The organism is Haladaptatus pallidirubidus (assembly GCF_020700235.1).
In the GTDB taxonomy this organism is placed as follows: Archaea; Halobacteriota; Halobacteria; order Halobacteriales; family Haladaptataceae; genus Haladaptatus; species Haladaptatus pallidirubidus.
Map to the genome: position 1 here is coordinate 529,563 of NZ_CP085307.1, position 18,750 is coordinate 548,312.

General features: G+C 52.4%; 13 protein-coding genes. 7 read left to right on the plus strand and 6 right to left on the minus strand.

All coding sequences use genetic code 11. From position 1 onward, the window contains the following. Positions 1–187 precede the first annotated feature (187 nt). A complete protein-coding gene (locus LIX15_RS32265) occupies positions 188–1,588 on the plus strand; it encodes an APC family permease (protein ID WP_227778964.1) in 1,401 nt (466 codons plus the stop codon). 1,180 nt (positions 1,589–2,768) lie between these two features. Here LIX15_RS32265 and LIX15_RS32270 read toward each other — a convergent pair. The 3 genes from LIX15_RS32270 to LIX15_RS32280 form a co-directional block, all read right to left on the minus strand. Further along, complete coding sequence (locus LIX15_RS32270; protein WP_227778965.1) at positions 2,769–3,260, minus strand: Lrp/AsnC family transcriptional regulator; 492 nt, start codon at positions 3,258–3,260, stop codon at positions 2,769–2,771. Positions 3,261–3,531: 271 nt separating this feature from the next. Continuing rightward, positions 3,532–4,788 (minus strand): ArgE/DapE family deacylase, encoded by a 1,257-nt coding sequence (locus LIX15_RS32275; protein ID WP_227778966.1) that lies wholly within the window; start codon positions 4,786–4,788, stop codon positions 3,532–3,534. Further along, entirely contained in the window at positions 4,788–5,531 is a 744-nt protein-coding gene (locus LIX15_RS32280; RefSeq protein ID WP_227778967.1) for an SDR family oxidoreductase, read from the minus strand. The genes LIX15_RS32275 and LIX15_RS32280 overlap by 1 nt, the downstream gene beginning before the upstream one ends. 162 nt (positions 5,532–5,693) lie before the next feature. On the opposite strand from LIX15_RS32280, the gene LIX15_RS32285 reads away from it, so the two are divergent. The 4 genes from LIX15_RS32285 to LIX15_RS32300 all read left to right on the plus strand — a co-directional run bounded on the left by LIX15_RS32285 (position 5,694) and on the right by LIX15_RS32300 (position 11,784). Then, positions 5,694–7,172, plus strand: coding sequence for an aldehyde dehydrogenase family protein (locus LIX15_RS32285; RefSeq protein WP_227778968.1), 1,479 nt, complete (start codon positions 5,694–5,696; stop codon positions 7,170–7,172). 153 nt (positions 7,173–7,325) lie between these two features. Continuing rightward, complete coding sequence (locus LIX15_RS32290) at positions 7,326–8,504, plus strand: M20 family metallopeptidase (RefSeq protein WP_227778969.1); 1,179 nt, start codon at positions 7,326–7,328, stop codon at positions 8,502–8,504. Between the two features lie 356 nt (positions 8,505–8,860). Further along, a complete protein-coding gene (locus LIX15_RS32295) occupies positions 8,861–10,309 on the plus strand; it encodes a sodium:solute symporter family protein (RefSeq protein WP_227778970.1) in 1,449 nt (482 codons plus the stop codon). Between the two features lie 158 nt (positions 10,310–10,467). After that, positions 10,468–11,784 carry an aminotransferase family protein gene (locus LIX15_RS32300; RefSeq protein WP_227778971.1) on the plus strand — a complete coding sequence of 439 codons (1,317 nt, stop codon included), beginning with the start codon at positions 10,468–10,470 and terminating at the stop codon, positions 11,782–11,784. Positions 11,785–11,846: 62 nt separating this feature from the next. Here the strand turns inward: LIX15_RS32300 and LIX15_RS32305 are convergent, their stop codons facing one another. After that, complete coding sequence (locus LIX15_RS32305; protein ID WP_227778972.1) at positions 11,847–13,319, minus strand: CoA-acylating methylmalonate-semialdehyde dehydrogenase; 1,473 nt, start codon at positions 13,317–13,319, stop codon at positions 11,847–11,849. 172 nt (positions 13,320–13,491) lie between these two features. Between LIX15_RS32305 and LIX15_RS32310 the strand changes: the two genes are divergently transcribed. Continuing rightward, the gene (locus LIX15_RS32310; RefSeq protein WP_227778973.1) at positions 13,492–14,844 is read left to right on the plus strand and encodes an aminotransferase family protein; all 1,353 of its coding nucleotides are present in this window, start codon (positions 13,492–13,494) and stop codon (positions 14,842–14,844) included. Positions 14,845–15,015: 171 nt separating this feature from the next. Further along, entirely contained in the window at positions 15,016–16,398 is a 1,383-nt protein-coding gene (locus LIX15_RS32315; protein WP_227778974.1) for a dihydroorotase, read from the plus strand. Between the two features lie 23 nt (positions 16,399–16,421). Here LIX15_RS32315 and LIX15_RS32320 read toward each other — a convergent pair whose 3' ends face one another. Next, positions 16,422–17,459 carry an LLM class flavin-dependent oxidoreductase gene (locus LIX15_RS32320; protein WP_227778975.1) on the minus strand — a complete coding sequence of 346 codons (1,038 nt, stop codon included), beginning with the start codon at positions 17,457–17,459 and terminating at the stop codon, positions 16,422–16,424. 2 nt (positions 17,460–17,461) lie between these two features. Further along, the gene (locus LIX15_RS32325) at positions 17,462–18,697 is read right to left on the minus strand and encodes a Zn-dependent hydrolase (RefSeq protein ID WP_227778976.1); all 1,236 of its coding nucleotides are present in this window, start codon (positions 18,695–18,697) and stop codon (positions 17,462–17,464) included. Positions 18,698–18,750 lie beyond the last annotated feature (53 nt).

Genomic DNA, 18,750 nt, shown 5'->3' on the forward strand with positions numbered 1-18,750 from the left:
AGCACGTCAATAACGATCCTAGATACGAGGGCTTTGTAATTTTGTTCGACAGTTCTGGAATCGGAGTATATATGAGATGATGAATGAATTATTCTTCTCGTTATAACACAGATTAAAACGAAGGAGAGATTCGTTCTTTTAGATACAGACGATATAATATATATGTTAGCGATGAAATTTCGAACGTATGAGTAGCAAGATAACACGTGACAAATTCGATCGCGTACTAACAAAACGGGATCTCTTCGTCTTAGCGGTTGGAGCAATGATAGGGTGGGGTTGGATAATTCAATCCGGCTATTGGATCAATGCGGGCGGCGTTGACGGATCAATACTCGCATTTATCCTCGGCGGAGTGATGGTTTCTGTTGTTGGCCTTATCTACGGCGAACTTGCATCTGCGATGCCGTACGTTGGCGGTGAACACGTCTACAGTCTTCGCGCACTCGGACCGCTCGGGTCATTCGTCTGCACGTGGGCACTCGTGCTGGGGTACGTCGGAGTCGTCGTATTCGAAGTGGTCGCATTGCCGTCGGCACTTGCATATATTGTTCCCGGTTTTAGCGCGATTCAGCTCTGGACGATCGCTGGCCAACCGGTCTATGCTACGTGGGTGTTCGTCGGCGGTGTAGGTGCAATCGTGATGACGTTGTTGAACTACCGCGGTGTTCGGCCCGCAGCCCAGTTCCAAACGCTCCTTACTGTGATTATTGGACTGGCAGGTATCACATTGATTATCGGTGCCGTCGTAAACGGCACCTCGTCATCCACGCCGCCGTTTAGTGGCGTCGAAGCGGGTGGTATATTCACTGTCGCTATTATGACGCCGTTCATGTTCGTCGGGTTCGACGTGATCCCGCAGGCCGCCGGCGAGGCCGACGTCTCGCCACGGACACTGGGGCTTATCATCCCTGTTGCAGTCGGCGTTGCAGCGCTGTTTTACATCGCCGTCATCTGGGCCTCCGGGCAGTCGATGTCGGGCTCGCAGCTCGTCGAAAGCCCGCTCCCCGCTGCCGCTGCGATGGAAACTCTATTTGATAGCCTGTTAATCGGTCGCATCATGGCCCTGGCGGGCATCGCCGGAATTCTCACAAGTTGGAACTCATTCCTACTTGGTGCTAGCCGTGCTGTCTACGCGCTCGCCGAATCCGGAATGGTACCCGAGCCACTGAGTGAAATACATCCCGAGCACAAGACGCCTAAGAACGCCCTTCTCCTCATTGGCGGGCTCTCGGTGTTTTCACCCCTGTTTGGTGAACAGATGCTGATTTGGATTGTCAACGCGAGTGGGTTCGGCCTTGTCCTCGCATGGGTTCTGGTGGTTGTTTCGTTCTTTGTGCTGCGTCGACGTGAACCCGAGATGGATCGTCCACTCAAACTGCCGTACGGCCGCGCCCTCGGTGCACTCGCATTCGTACTGACTGTATTTTTTGTTGGATTGTACCTTCCGGGCGCACCGTCGGCACTCTCCTGGCCCTTTGAATGGGGTATCGTCTTTTTTTGGACATTCCTCGGTGCAAGTATGTATGCGTTCTCGGGGACGGCGGCTACCCACGGCCAGTCCAGAACGGAGGATTCCGAAAGTTAGCTTCTGTCGTTCCTACTGGAGTAGGTTCTAGTATGGAGAATAGTATCACTTCGGACCACTGGGAAAGTGTGATATTTTGCCGATGAGAAAGCAGACATTCGACGCGGCGTGTGAGGAGTTTGAACGCTACGACGGCCAGCAAATTTCCTTTGTCGATTAAACAGTGAGGTGCTCTCTCAAGAGTACAAGATAGAGCATCTGTTCGCCTTCGACAGTGATTTTCGGACGATGGGGTTCAAACGGGTGCCAGTCGATATTGAGGCGTGATTTTTCTAAAGTTCTTTTAGCGGAGCAGAACCTGTAATCTGATGACTGGGTGCGCAGTACGCGCTCGTAGGCTTTCCCATAGAATAGTGAAGATCCCATCAATGGTCGTTTATTCGACTGTCTTATTTTCGAACAGTAGCACAAAGCATATACCGAACCCCACAAAGACCCAATTGTGGCGTGGTCGCCTCTGACACCCTGAATGGGTCGCCCACAGTGGGTCTGGCACCATCACTCCCGTTCCACCCTGTACCCCGCCACATCCTCCTTCCTGCTCGCACGCGTGCCATGGTGTGACCGAGTAGGGATATACAAATAAAATAGTCCAGTCGTGTCTCTGTTACCCAGTTCCACGCTTGACACTGCCGTTGTCGGCGATCCGAGTACAGAGGAAAGAAACTTATGGCGTCTATCATGGCAACAAATATCATCAGTGAATTGTTACATTTTAGGAGGCGCAGTATCATCTTCTCTTTAGCGATACTGATGCGGAGATTTGAGAGACAAACGGGTTCACCCAGTCAAATGTATTCCCCTGAACCACCAACTGAAACACTCGCCCATCTGTTGTTCCCTGTAATTTATCCCCCTCAACAACTTTGGAAATGGTAGCGGAGCAAGACCAGGTGCGATTTGTGCCGGGACATTAATGAATTTTAATACGGTTACCTCATTCACATGTGAATTGACTAATTCTTCGTGGATTTGTGTTCCAGATTGATAACGGATGCGGGAAGGCTGGCAGTGTCTTCGAGAGGTCGTCAGTTGTCGTGTTATCGGTAAAAAGGCCACAGTGAATTGTTCGGCAACTCCTTCCGTCCTGTACTGCGACCGTAGCGCCTCTCGATACTCCAAGACAGATATTGATAATGAGCGCGTACAGTGTAGTGATCGTCTCAACGATTTCTTTGGCTCACTCTTGAGAGAAATTATCCATGAATTTCGGATTGTTCTTCACTTCATCCATGACAAATCGAGAGGATGTTTCATTAACACCATCGATAGCAACCATCTGATCGATGACTTCGTTCATCCGATTTCGATCCTGTACACGGGTGAGAACCATGAAGTCGACATCACCCATCGTATAGTACACTTGTTCGACGCCATTGATATCAGCGAGTTTGTTCCCAATATCGGTCGAATACCCCTTCTCGTGGGTGACGGATACCTCAGTGATCGCCACCATATCCAGTTCGAAAGGTTCTGGATTCAAGTCGGCAGTGATACCTTTGATCACGCCGCTTTCTTTCATTTTGTTGAGCCGATAATGGACTGCTGATTTCGAAAGTTCTAATTCATCGGATAACTTATCTAAGCTTACGTCAAAATCATCTTCGATAAAAGTAAGCAATTTCAAGTCGACCTCATCGAAATCATCACTCGCTGAATATCCCTTCGTCATTATGCTAGTTTCACGCTCTAACATATATGTAAAGCACGCTTTTTGGTAAATGCTTCTAAATTAATTGGCATTCGCAGAATATTGTTCAATTGTGTCGATAGGCAGTCAAATACATAAAATCGACATCTATTTCTACAAATTTGTTTCCGTTTGTTCGTCTACGGTATATAATGAAGATCAATTGATTTTTAGTAATACTGCAACTATTCCCCACGCCTCGGTTTTCTCCGAACAGTTCTTAAAGAACCGACTTCTGATAGGTAGCGACGAACTATTCGTCCAAATCGCCGATGAGCTGTGCAGTCGAAACTGCCATCACTTTGATCGCAGTAAGAATGTCTTCGATCATTACGTATTCATCCTCGACATGAGCCTGTTCCAGACGCCCAGGGCCGTACACGATGCATTGATTGATACCTGCGTCATTGACGACAAAGCGCTGATCGTCGGAACCGGGGGAGATGACGAATTCGGAATTCCCGTAAAACGACTCGACATTTTGGGCGAACGTTTGGCTCACTTGGCAATCCTGGGATACGCTCGTCGGTTCCGCGAACATGATTTCATCATAATCGAGAGAGGCATCCATGCTGTCCTCCGTTTCCCTTATCAATTCTCGAATCTCGTTTCGCACATCCGCGACCGATTCGGTTGGAACGAGTACCCGATAGAACGTCGCCGTACAGCGGTCCGGAACGACATTCTCGGAGTAGCCCGCGTCCATCATCGTCACCGAGATGTCCGCTCGTCGAGATTCGCTTGGTGTAACCGGAAGATCGGTCGTCCGTTGATGGAGCCTGGTTCGATACTCCTCGATGCGCGTTAAGAGATCGTTCATCGTCGAAATAGCGTTGATTCCATCGTGGGCCATACAGCCGTGTGCCTTTCGTCCCTGTGTCACGACCTTGAACTTCAGAACTCCACGATGACCAAGACAGACCCGAGAGGAGTCGAAACATTCAGTATAGACACAATAATCGGTGCCATCGAGGTGACCTTCCTGTGCGAGATATCCGAGACCAGTAAACCCTCCGGTTTCTTCGTCAACCGTCATGCTCTGTGTGACTGACCCTTCCAATTCAACATTGACGGCTTCCAATACGTCGATCGCAAACAGACTGGCGACGATACCGGATTTCATATCGCTGGCACCGCGTCCATAAATCCGGTCGTCTTCTATCGTCGGGTCGAACGGGTCTCTGGTCCAATCTTCTCCTGCAGGAACGACATCGTAATGACCGGTGTAGTGGATGTTCGGGCCATCCCCGAACACTTTCTGACCTAGCACGTTGACCCGCTCCAAATGGGATCGCTCCGGATAGTGGTGCTCGACGACATCTTCGGGAACGTCGACTAATTCGACGTCATATCCCCGTTCCGAAAGCACCGTATCGAGAAAGGCGGCACCTTCTCGATAATTTCTACCCGGTGGGTTTTCCGTTTGGATTTCGAGAAACGAAGAGAGGAGGGAAACGATCTCATTGCGTCGATCATCGACTTCGTCGTAAATGGCCCCCTTCGTTGCCATTAGATATCCCTCCCGCCGTCGACCTCGAGGGCGGTTCCCGTTATCATTTCGGCGTCATCGCTTGCGAGGAAGGTAGCCGCCGCGGCGATGTCGACCGGTTCGGCGAGGCGTCCGAGTGGAATCGTCTCTCGCATACTGGCTACGCTGAGGTCTTCCCCTGCGAACTTCGACAGCATCGGCGTATCCGTCGCCACGGGACAGATGGCATTTACCCGGATGGACGGTGCGAGTTCGTAGGCAAGTTGCTTTGTCAAAGCGACCATCCCGCCTTTTGATGCAACGTATGCCGAAAGTCCGGTTCGGGGTCGAATCGCTGCCGTAGATGCAGTGTTAAGGACGACGCCACCGCCGTCGCGAAGATGCGGGACAGCGTATTTCACCCCGAGAAAGGCGCTTTTTAGATTGACAGAGATGATCTGATCCCATTCCGTCTCAGAAACGTCCTCGACCGGGGTCGCCTGTTGAGGGATGCCCGCATTGTTGTGCAACACATCGAGCGAACCGAACTCCGCCACTGTTCGCTCGATCATCGTTTTCACCTCGTTCTCGGACGAGACATCGACTTCAAGTGCAAGTGAAGTACCGTCATCGTGTTCGATTTTCTCAGCAGTTTGGGTGGCAGCATCGTCATCGATATCAGCACACACGACTGCTGCCCCTTTGGACGCGAACCTCTCTGCGATGGCTTGACCCATCCCGGAACCGGACCCCGTTACTATCACCGTTTTTTCGGAAAATCCCATGTTAAAAAGTCTCGTGGCATTTACTATCAAACTTCGGTTTGACTATCCTCCAATTTCGTCCGTAGTCCTAATAGTTACTCGATATACGAATATTGTTCTGCCAAGTGACTTATTACTGTATTATTGCCAAAGTACTATCGTTATGGCGAACACAGAAAGAGCATGGTTCAACCAGATATCTCTTTCAAAGAACGATATTCCCTCTTCATCGGTGGAGAACAAGTGGCCCCATCCACGGACGAATATATTTCGACCTACGACCCCGCGACGGGCGATTCGTTCGCAGAAATAGCGGTGGCTGGCTCACGAGATGTCGACCAAGCTATCACAACTGCTCGTACTGCCTTCGAATCGTGGCGAGATGTTTCACCAGAGAAACGCGGTCGTATCGTCCATCGCATCGGGAGACGGATCCGCGATTCTACCGACGAGTTAGCGGCGATCGAATGCAAAGACCAGGGGAAACCGATGTCCCAGGCACAAAGCGATATGCGCGGTGCGTGGCGATATTTCGAATATTATTCCGGGGTTGCTGATAAGCTCGAGGGACGAAGCGTCCCAATTGGGCCGGACCAAGTCGATTTCACGCTCCGTGAACCATACGGAGTGAGTGCACAGATTACGCCATGGAATTTTCCCGGGAATCTGTTTGCTCGGGGTGTCGCACCGGCGTTAGTTGCCGGCAACACGGTCGTCGTCAAACCGGCACCACAGACAGCACTATCGACTCTCCGACTTGCCAAACTCTGTTCTGAAGCCGGCCTTCCAAATGGTGCTGTCAACGTCGTAACTGGAACTGGTGAATCGACTGGACAACCGCTCGTGTCACATTCCGATGTCGATACGATCACCTTCACAGGAAGCGTCGCGACAGGTCAATCGATCATGAAGAACGCGGCAGACACCGTTACACCGGTGACACTCGAACTCGGCGGGAAAAATCCAGCAATAGTATTCCCCGATGCATCTCTCGAAAGGACCGCCGAAAGCATCGCTACCGCCATTTTCACGAACGCCGGGCAGGTCTGTTCAGCAGCCGATCGTCTCCTCGTTCACGAAGATATCCACGATCAATTGGTCGATCGAATCGTATCGGTAGTTGACGAGTATGAAATCGGCCCAGGAAGAGCCGACCCCGATATGGGTCCGCTTGCATCTGCTGAACACAAAGATCGGGTGCTGGAGTATATCGCAGTCGGAAAAGAAGAGGGTGCAACACCGCTAACCGGTGGAAATGTACCCGACCGACCGGGCTACTTTGTCGAACCGACGATCTTCACTGGTGTTCAAAACGAGATGCGGATCGCTCAGGAGGAGATATTTGGCCCGGTACTCTCGGTGATCTCCTTTCGTGACGAAGAGGAGGCACTATCAATAGCTAACGATACGAAGTACGGGCTGACAGCAGGAATATTCACGAATGACATTACTCGGGCACACCGTCTCGCACGATACCTCGAGGCGGGCAACGTCTACGTGAATGAGTGGTTCGGAGATACGGCGCAAACGCCGTTCGGTGGCCACAAATACAGCGGTATTGGTCGCGAAAAGGGATTGGAAGCATTAGACTCGTATCTTCAAACGAAGAACGTCGCGATCGACATCAATGCAGAGGGGAACGGAACGCTTCCAGGGACCTAATCCATATTAGAATCTCAGAAAGTAAGCTGAAACCTTACAGAATAATATACAATCGAAATCTTTATTTTAGAAAATAGTTTCGAGGAGGAACTTATAGGTGGACAATATACACCTAATCACAAATGTTTTGAAGAATGCAGAGTACGTTTGTACATGGACAACACGGAACAAGTAGAAGAGCTGACTACCCTGATTGGAGACCTCGTTCGTATCGAGACGGAAAATCCGCCTGGTAACGAAAAAGCGTGCACGGAGTATATCGCCAATTGGTTCGAAGAACGTGGTATCGAAGCGGACGTTATCGATGAACCATATCCTGACCGACCCCAGGTTGGCGTCAAGGTTGGGAGCGGAGGACCGACACTCGTGTTAAACGGTCATATCGACGTCGTACCAGCGGGGGACCGCGATCAGTGGACGCACGATCCGTATGCCGGCGATGATTTAGACGGACGTCTCTACGGTCGTGGTAGCGTCGATATGAAGACCGGCGTTGCAATAGGAATGTTGACGGTGGCTCACCTTGCGGACGATATCAAATCCGGAGAACTTCCGGGCTCGCTCGTTTTTCACGCTGCGATCGGTGAAGAAACGGCCGAACCGGGGACGAAGACCCTGCTCGAAAGCGGGTATGACGGAGATTATGGTGTCGTTCTCGAGCCGACTCGGTTGCACACCGCAACGAGCGAAAAGGGTCTGGCATGGTACGAAATCGTGGTCACGGGCGACCCATCACATGCGAGTCGACCAGATCAGGGAACGAACGCGATTCAGTTCGCAAAACCCCTGTTAGACGCACTCGATGAGTACGACACCGATGTGAGAGAACGGAGTGATAGTCTGGTCGGACAAGCGTATTCGACAGTAACGATGTTCGAAGCAGGAACGAAAGAGAACGTTGTTCCTGAGGAGGCAAAGATCACTATTGATCGGCGTTTTCTCCCAGATGAAAGCATCCAGCAAATCGATTCGGAAATCGATGCGCTCGTGGGCAATGTCGAGGACGAACACGGTATCTCTATCTCTTGGAACCGGACACGGACGTACGAATCAGCCGCGATAGCCGAGGACAGCGTACTTGCAGATGTATTCCAGAAACACTCCGCACGGGTTGCTGATGTGTCTCCAGAACCATGGGGGGTAAGCGCGTCTACCGACGTTCGTAACTTTATCAACGACGCCGATATTGAAGCGATCACTTGGGGTCCAGGTGATTTGGCACAAGCACATACATACGACGAGCATGTAGAGCTTTCATCCGCGGCAGATGGGCTTACTGCGCTTCTCGGCGCAACCGAAGAGATTCTCTCGAGGAATCACGTATCGGAATAAAAATCGAGCCTGTCGTACGATATATTTCGGAAGGTAATGTGGAATTCCCCAGGGAGATTATACCCATATTTTGGAGTGTTTGAGGACAATATACGATAATCATATATTTCTATAATATATTGTACAATGATAACCGATAGATTTACATTCGGAAATGGTATCCTATGTGGTAGAGTCAAACATGACAATATATGGCATGCCAACGACGATGTTCCTGGTTTTCGTTGCGACGATTTTAGCCGGGAGCCTCGGTGCGATTCATTATATAGTCGTCCATGTACTGTTAGGAAGACCGGTTAACGAAAACATTCAAAAAACTACGAGGGAACCACGTGCAACGGATGGTGGCCACAACGATGGCTGACGTCAACCCGTATTATCTCGGCGCGTTTGTGGTGTATCTGCTCATCGTTCTCGCTATCGGTATCTGGGGATACAGAAAGACCACCGACGTCATGGATTTTTGGGTGATGGGTCAGAGTATGGGACCGACCCTAGCGACCTGGTCGCTTGTTGCCAACTTCGTGAGCGCGGTCAGTGTGATTGGTTTTATCGGTGCGGTCTACGGCGGCGGCTACTCGCTCATGACTGGTACTATTTTGGGATTGATGCTTGGTGTGAGTGGTCTCTATTTCGTCGTCGGGCGAGTTCGACAGTTGAACCACCTGACGTTGCCGGACATCATCGCAGATCTGACCGGGCGACAAGCGGCACGACCGATCGCAGGAACGGTGTTGCTCGCAAATGGCTGGCTATACCTCATCATGCAACTTGTCGGCGCCAGCCTCCTCGTCACGACGATTACTGGCGTTCCGTACGAGTACATGGTGTGGGTCATCGGCGTCGTTTTCATCACCTACACCGTCCTCGGAGGCCTTGTTAGCGTGGCGTGGACAGACCTTCTTCAAGGAACGATCATGGTCGCGGCCGTTCTGTTCGCACTCGGGTACATGGTACTCGATCTGGGGGGGTTCACTGCCATCAATACCGAATTCGCCGCGATGAATTCAGCGAACGTCGCCCCCCTCGGAGCAGGTGCCTACACGCTGATTGGAGTCGTCGCATCTATCGTCGCGTTTTTCGGTACGATATTCACGGAACAAAACATGATCGTGCGTATAGCTGCGACGAAGGACGTCCGGACGGCGAAAATCCATCTCGCAGCTTCCGGCGTCATTCTTTCGGTGTTCTACACCGCCCTCGTGATCCTCGGTGGTGCGACGACCGTCGCATTAGGGAACGCCGGGTTGTCGATCGACAACATAGATAACGCCTTCCCAACGTTGATAACCGATTATGTTCCTACCTCGATAGGTGTCGTTATTATCCTCGCCGTCATGAGTGCGATTCTGTCGACGACCGACACACGGCTTCACTCGACGGGGATCACTACGGCACGTGATATCTACAGCTACTTCCGACCAAACGCATCGGACGAATCACAGCTCCGCGTTTCACGGACCGCAACCGTCGTCTTCGGAATAACTGCGACGGCGGCGGCCGTCAACCCTCCGGACACCATCATCGGCCTTTACAACCTTCGTGCGATTCTTCTGACGAGCGCCTTCCTTGTCCCCGTTTATACGGCCCTTTACCTCTCGGGAGTCAACGGATGGGCTGTACTCGCATCCATCGTCGTTGGGACGGTCTTGGGCCTCGCCGCTAATTTCTTCGGTGGAGGACTCGGTATCCCCGCGACGTTCATCGGCGTGGGGTCAGCCGCATTGGTGTTGCTGGTCGGCTATTATGCCCTTCCGAACCAGGGGAGCGGGCCACGACGGGAGTACGCCACTTCGGATGATTAGCGCCTTCAAAAAGGAACGACGACGTCATTACGGAGATACGAAGAGAAAGCCTCGCCCTTCAGGGTGGGAAGGGTGTCAACGGATCGTGGCTCGCCTCGATACTATTTTCGAACGTTGTTCAAATGAGCGTTTATTAATTTGGAGAAAAATCGTCCCATATGTCCCAGCAGGATTCCGAAGGCACGGAGACAGTCTCAATTCACCATTGGTACGATCCGGATTCTAAGCCCCTCAGTATCACTGACGGTGATGACGCTACAGTTTGGGACGAAGATGGAAACGAATACCTCGACTTCTGCTCGCAGTTGTACTGCACCAACCTCGGCCACAGCAACGAGGCAGTGATCACGGCGATGGAAGAACAGGCAGGAAAGATACCGTACGTTTCATCGGCAAAACGCTCACCGACCCGCGATCGACTCGCCGAAAAGCTTGCACGTGTCACACCCGAATCCCTGTCTCACACGTTTTTCTCGGTTTCCGGAAGCGAGGCCAACGAAACCGCGGTACAAATCGCGCGTGAGTATCAGGATGCGCCGACGGTACTCACCCGCTGGCGATCCTATCACGGCGGAACGTACGGTGCAGGAGCGCTAACGGGCGACCCCGAAACACGGGCAACGATAGAACGACACGCTGCTACTTCGGGCGCAGCAAAGTTTTTGCCACCTATACCAAAGGCCTTCGACACCAGTGACCCCGAGGAACTGGCACGGCGCGCCGGTGAACATCTCGAATTCGTGATTCGAAACGAGGGTCCCGATTCGGTTGCCGCAATCCTCACCGAACCGATCGCCGGAACGAGCGGTGCTTTCCCCGCTCCCCCAGGTTATTTTGATCGCGTTCGTGACCTGTGTGACGAGTACGACATCCTCCTCGTCGCCGACGAAGTCATCACCGGCTTCGGTCGATGTGGTGACTGGTTCGGTGTCCAGACCGAAGACATCCAACCGGACATGCTTACGTTTGCAAAGGGTGTCACGAGCGCATATGCGCCCCTCGCTGGTGTCTCGGTAACGCCAGAGATTGCATCGTTCGTTCAGACGAACGGTTTCGACATAGGACAGACGTTTGGGGGACATCCGATGGCGTGTGCTGCTGGCTGTGCAGCGGTTGATGAGTATGCGAACGGCGTAATCGATGGTGTTACTGATCTGGAAGAGGGTCTTGCGTCTCGAATTCAACAGGTGGCGTCGAAGCACGATGTCGTGCATGATGTTCGTGGACGGGGAGGGTTGTGGGCCGTCGAGTTCGCCGACCCAGAGACCGAGACTTCTTTCCACGACCCTCGTGTGGACGACGGCGAAAACCCCGTCGCAGCAGTCCTTCACGAATGTCGTGACCAAGGCGTCTTGCTGGGCAGTGGTCGTCCTGGTTTCCAGATCATCATCTCCCCACCGTTGATCGCAACGCAGCCCGAGATCGACCGGGCAATGGATGTACTCGACGACTCGATCACAGCAATCTTCGGTTGATATCTCAACCCCTTGTTGGAGGACTGTTTCCGAGTATGGATAAGACGGCGGAGAACGCGGAGTTATGCGTCAGGCCATCGCTCGATGTAGATCGCTTTGTCGGTGTAGAAATGAATCATGTCTTCACCTTGGGCATGGAGGTCACCAAAGAAGGAATCCTTCCAGCCGCCGAAGTGGAAGAATGCCATCGGAGCGGCCGTCCCCGTGTTCACACCGAGGTTGCCAGCGTCGACGGTATGGCGGAATTTCCGAGCATCGCTTCCCCGGTCGGTAAAGAGACTGGCGGCGTTACCGAATCGACTTCGATTCACGATGTCGAGGGCATCCTCGAAATCGTCAGCGCGGATAAGCGCGAGGACTGGTCCGAAGATCTCTTCACGGGCGATGCTCATCTCCGAATCGACATCGCCGAAAATCGTCGGTCGAAGGAAGTTTCCGGTATCGGGTGTTTCGAGTTCGCGGCCATCTAAGAGGAGATCTGCGCCGTCCTCGATACCTTCTCGAATGTACTCTTCGACCCGTTCTTGCTGTTCCGGGGTGATGAGCGGCCCCATTTCAGAGTCGTCAGCCAACCCGTCTGCGACTGTCATGTTCTCTGCGTTTTCGACCACTCGATCGGCGAAATCGTCGTAAACCTCGTCGACGACTACAGCAGCGGGGTTGGCGAGACACCGTTGACCGGTGTTCGCGAATGCGGATCCGATGGTTTGCTCGGCAGCGAAATCGAGGTCGGCGGATTCGGCGACAACGATGTGATTTTTGGCACCACCCTGCGCTTGAACCCGTTTTCCGTTAGCGGCAGCCGTTTCATAGACGTGCTTAGCTACTGGAGTACTTCCGACAAAGGATACCCCCGCGATATCGTCGTGTTCCAACAGTATATTGACCGTCTCCTTGCTCCCGTTCACAAGTTGTAAAATCCCATCGGGGAATCCAGCTTTTTCGACGAGTGCGAACAGGTACTGGGCGGTCAGCGGGTCGCGCTCGCTGGGTTTGAGAATAAACGCGTTACCAGTGGCAACCGCGTAAGGAAGGAACCAGAGCGGAATCATTCCCGGGAAGTTGAACGGCGTGATTGCAGTAAACACCCCGAGTGGTTTCCGGACGGCGGTTTCATCGATCTCAGGGGCAGCGTTTGGGAGGTGACCCGCTTGCATGAGCGACGGGATTCCACAGGCGACCTCCACGTTTTCGATGCCTCGGCGAAGCTCTCCTTTGGCTTCTTGAAACGTTTTTCCGTGTTCTTTGACTAGCAGCTTCGCGATTTCGTCTTGATGATCCTCAAGCAATTGTTTCAATCGAAACAGGGGTTGGATGCGTTCTTCGACTGGGACCTCTCGCCACTCTACGAATGCATCCTGTCCCGCCTGCACTGCCTCGTCGACGTCGGAAGTGGCACTGAAATTCGTGTGCGCTATCGTCTCTTCCGTCGCAGGATTTACAATATCTTGACCGTCGATACCGCTGGGGGCTCGCCATTCTCCATCGATGTAATTTTGCACAGAATCGATGTCGATCGGAATTTCCATCGTCATGAATCATGTGCGCATTTGTCTTCCCACCTCATAACACTTTCTCACCAAATCCAACTCGAGGATAAATATACGAACATTATTCTGAATCAATATATGCCGGAGGACAATATCCTACTATACTGCAAATTCACCAAAGATTAATCAACTTACACGGAGTAGAGAGAAGAGAACGATGTCCGGTCAAGAAAGCGAGTCCGACACCACTCAAAACGAAATCGAGCGGACCGACAGAGAGTACGTCTTTGGCACGTGGTCGTTTCAAAGTGAAGTGAGCCCAACACAGGTAATACACACCGACGGCGTCACCTTCACCGATGCAAGCGGGAACGAATACATCGACTTTTCAGGACAGCTCATGTGTTCGAATCTCGGTCATTCAGCCGAGCGAATTACGGAGGCCGTTTCCGAGCAAATTAACGAAACAGCTTATGTCGCCCCAGGCTTCACCACGGAAGCGCGTGCAAAACTCGGAAAGAAATTAGCAGAGATTACACCCGGTGACCTCTCGAAGACGTTTTTCTCGACGAGCGGTACGGAAGCGGTCGAGGCTGCGATAAAGATTGCACGGTTTTATACTGGAAAACAAAAAATCATCTCCCGATACCGGTCCTATCACGGAGCGACCTATGGGTCCATTAGCGTTACAGGAGATCCTCGTCGGCTTGCAGCAGAGCCCGGGATACCGGGGACGATCAAAGCCCCCGATCCGTACGCGTATGGGTCAACGTTGGATCCGATGCAGAGTCTCGAATATATCGAAGAGATGCTGAAATTGGAGGGTGATACAGTTGCAGCAGTACTCGTCGAACCAATCGTTGGTTCGAATGGTATTCTCGTACCACCCGATGAGTATCTCCCCCGGCTCAAGGAAATCGCACACGAGCATGGCGCTCTCTTGATCTGTGATGAAGTGATGTCCGGATTTGGGCGAACCGGCGAGTGGTTTGGCTGTGACCTTTTCGACGTCGAACCAGATATTATGACGATGGCAAAGGGGTTGACCGGGGCGTATCAACCACTTGGTGCCACCGTCGTCAACAGCGAAATCGCCGAGTACTTCGAAGACAACATGTTTTGCCATGGGCACACCTATTCCGGTCATCCAGCGGCAGTAGCTGCAGGGCTTGCGGCCGTCGAAACCTATCAATCGGAAAATCTCATCGATCAGGCTCGAAAGACGGGAGAGTATCTCGGAACTCGTCTTGATGATCTCGCAAAAGATCATCCCAGTGTGGGCGACACACGGGGTGTCGGGCTCTTCCGTGGAATCGAATTGACGAAGAACTCAGAAAAACGCGTCCCGTTCGGAACTCGGGAGGACAAAGTCAGCAAGGGAAGTACGGTCGTAGATGAGGTGGCGAGCAAAGCCTACGCCAACGGCGTATACGTCGCGAACATGATCAACACCCTCATTATTGCACCGCCGCTCACGATTACGGACACCGAGATCGATGATGCGGTCGCTGCACTCGACAACGCCCTCGAGGTATCGGACATTGCGATGGAGGAGGGACTCATGGAGTGAGTCCCTCCTCATCGGCCGATAGAATCTGTAAGAATCTTCATGTTTAAGGAGCAATGGTGGCTCCGACACCCAGTCGATTTTTCACCACATTAGTTTACAATGTGTAAAAATATAATTTATTTATGTAATTTTGAACATAATACTTTTTACCACTGAGAGTCATTTCCTATCATGGTAGTTGAGACCATTATTAGCGGTGGAACCGTAGTGACCGCTACAGGAGAAACCGACGCTAGTATCGCGATCAACGATGGAAAAATCGTTGGGATAGGAACGGATGAAACGTTACCCGACGCAACCGAAACGATCGATGCATCCGGCTTACTCGTGATGCCCGGTGCGATCGACCCTCACGTTCACATCGACGATATGTTCTCCATCGATAGCTACGAATCCGCGACCGGTGCTGCTGCTGTCGGTGGGACGACGTCCTACATCGACTTTGCATGGCAGGCATGGGACGGTGAGATGGGTATTTGGGACGAAGATGGGACGCTACTGGAAGGCGTCCGGCGAAAACAGGAGAAGGGGGAAAATGCGTTGGTCGATTACAGCCTTCACGGCGCAATCGCACGAGAGGATCCTGACGTTTTCGATGAAATCCCTGACGTAATCAACGCTGGTGTGACGTCGTTCAAGATGTTCACCGCATACGAGTTCGGCCTTTCGAACGGATTCATGAACAGGGCCATACAGCGCATCGCCGAAGAGGATGCCGTCGGTGTGTTTCACACGGAAGATCCGTCAATTTGTGATTCACTGACCGAGCAATTCAAAGAGGAAGGGAAAGGAGACCCCGAGTGGTATCCGAAATCACGCCCGGATTATGCGGAAGCCATGGCGGCAGAGGATGCCGCTCGGATGGCTCTCGAAGCGGGAATGAAGTACTATGGGATACACACGACGTGTCGAAAAGCGGCCGATATTCTCGAGTATTTCCAAGACGATGGCAGTATGATTCGTGCCGAAACCTGCACCCATTACTGTACACTCGACGATTCAATCTTCGAAGAGATGGGTAATCTGCCGATGATTGCACCGCCGATTCGAAAGCCGGATGACGTCGAAGCAATGTTCGAACACCTTCACAACGGCTGTCTGAGCGTCGTTTCCACCGACCACTGTGCATATCGACTCGATCAAAAGCAGGTCGAAAACTGGTGGGATAGTGCATTCGGAGCGAACGCCCTCCAAGTCAGTTTACCGGTGTTCTACGATGAAGCGGTGAATCGCAGAGGATACACACCGTCATTCGTGGTACAAGTGATGTCCACGAACCCCGCCGACACGTTTGGACTATCCCAAAAGGGAACGTTGGAAACGGGGACGGACGCGGATATCGTTCTCATGGATCCGGATGAAACGTATGTTATCACAGCCGACGATAACGTAAGCAAAGCCGAATTCTCGATTTACGAAGGACGGACAGTCACCGGTCGTGTGAAGAAAACCCTCGTCAGAGGTGAAGTCGTCGCAGAAGACGGGGAAGTCGTCGGAAAACCAGGATATGGGAAGTTCATCGAGCGTGAGATTCCCGACTGGAATACACACTAAGCATCCGAAACTCGCTGCGTTCGCTATTCCGAATTGAACTCGGCGAAGACGTCGATAACTTCCTCTACGTTATCACCCAACGAGTAGAGAACAGGCTCCGTACACCCCGCATCGCAATAATCCTGTACACGACTGACGACATCCTCTGGGGTTCCCGCAGCGACGACGTTCATCACTATCTCGTCATCCACGAGAGCGCTTGCACGTTCGATATCCTCGGCCGTCGCGGGCCAACTTCCCAATTCCGCCTCGACCTGTTCACCGAGGTCGGGGTCGATTCCCGATCCCTTCTTGATGTGTGGCTGCTGTCCAATGTACTGCGTTACTAGCCCACGGGCTTGATCGATCGCTCGTTGGCGATCCTCGTCCATCGAAACTGCGATCAACTGTGGTCGATCGACATCCTCGATTGAGCCGCCCTGTTTTTCGACTCCCTCCTTGAGCTTCTGCATGCCGAGTTCATTGTGTTCGGGCGGAATGAGATAATTCATGAACACGCCTCCTGCGACGCCGTTACCCACTAACTCGCCAGTGAGTTTGTGCATTGTCGGGCCCGTCGCACCGATGTATATCGGGACATCTCGTGGTGAAGCGTCCGAACGGACGAGGTCTAGTTCGATGTCTTCAACGTTGAGTGTTTTACCCTCATAGGTCACGTTCTCAAGATCGAACAATTTCCGGACCACTGTACAGTATTCCCACATCCTTCGAAGCGGCCTCTGCCGATCGATTCCAACCTTCGTCGCAAGGGGGTCCCACCACGCACCGATACCGAGCTTCATCCGCCCTCCGGAGAGTTCGTCGAGCGTAGAAAACGTCTGAGCCATCAACGCCACGTTTCGCGTATAGCAATTCGTCACACCGGGTGCGATATCTATCTCGTCGGTGACCTGTGTATACGCCCCCATAACAGTCATCGCATCTCGAACGAGACGCGACTCGCCCTGCCAAACAGAGTCCAATCCTTTGGATTCTGCATACTGTGCATATCGTACTTCATCGGCGATATCTTCGCGCTCCCAGTTCCATATTCCGACGCGATCGAATTGTGGATCTACCATGATCAGTCCTCCATTGCGAGTTCAAGTGCGGCGTTCGCGAACGTGTTTGCCGCCATGTAACAGTCGTCCCAGCTCGTGTACTCCTCCTCGGAGTGGCTTTTTCCATTCTCACTGACGGCAAACACCATCGAGGTATCCATGACATCGGCGACGTGCGTGGCATCGTGACCAGCCCCGCTGAAAATCCGCATCGCGTCGTATCCTAGGTTCTCCGTGGCACCTTCGACCGCTTTGATATTCCTTTCGGCAAAGTCAACAGACGGTGCACGCATCCGTTCTTCCCAATCCCAATCGAGCCCCTCACGTTCCGCTGCCATCTCGGCCTCAGCAAGAACGCGGTCGAAGGCGTCTTCGACGATCTCATCGGTCGGGTCTCGAAATCCCCAGGTGAACGTTACTTCTCCCGGAATGATGTTGATCGAGTTCGGCTTTACGTCCATAAAACCGGTCGAACCGACGGTTCGCTCCCCGAGGGAGTTCGCGATTCGCCGAATTTGTGTGATTACGTCCGCCGCCCCGATGAGTGCATCGCTGCGATAATGCATGGGCGTGGGACCAGTGTGGTCGGCTTCACCATAATAGGTAATCGCACCCCAGGTGAATCCGACGATGCCCGTAACGATTCCCACGCCCATGTCGCTTTCTTCTAAATACGGTCCCTGTTCGATGTGGAGTTCAAAGTAGCCGTCGTAGTTCTCAGTCGGGGTTGCAGGTACATCTCCTTTGTATCCGATTCGCTCTAGTTCATCCTCGAACCGATTCCCGTCCTCGTCCGTCTTATTGTATTCTTCCTTGAGATCGTGGTTACTGGCCCACACGCCACTTCCTTGCATTGCAGGTTGATACCGTGACCCTTCTTCGTTTGTCCAGTTGACGATCTCGACTGGATGTTCGGTTTCGATTCCCTCGTCATTGAGGGTACGGATGAATTCGAGTGCAGCAATGACTCCAAGAGCACCATCGTATATTCCCCCGTATGGCTGTGAGTCAAGGTGTGAACCGAGCAGAATCGTCCCCTTTTCGGGGTTACGTCCTTCCCTTCGGCCAAACATGTTCCCGAACTCGTCGATACGAATGTCGAGTCCCTCGTCGTCCATCTGCTCGTAAAACCAGTCTCGGATTTTTCGGTCGTCGTCAGAAAGGGCCAAACGGTGAAGTCCACCGTTTTCAGTAGCACCGATTTCGGCTTGGTTTTTCATCGCATCTACAAACCGTTTCCGGTCTATCTCGATGAGCATACCAACGGTGGCGGTACAAACACTATTAAGTCTTTTCCCAGTAAATGAGCTTA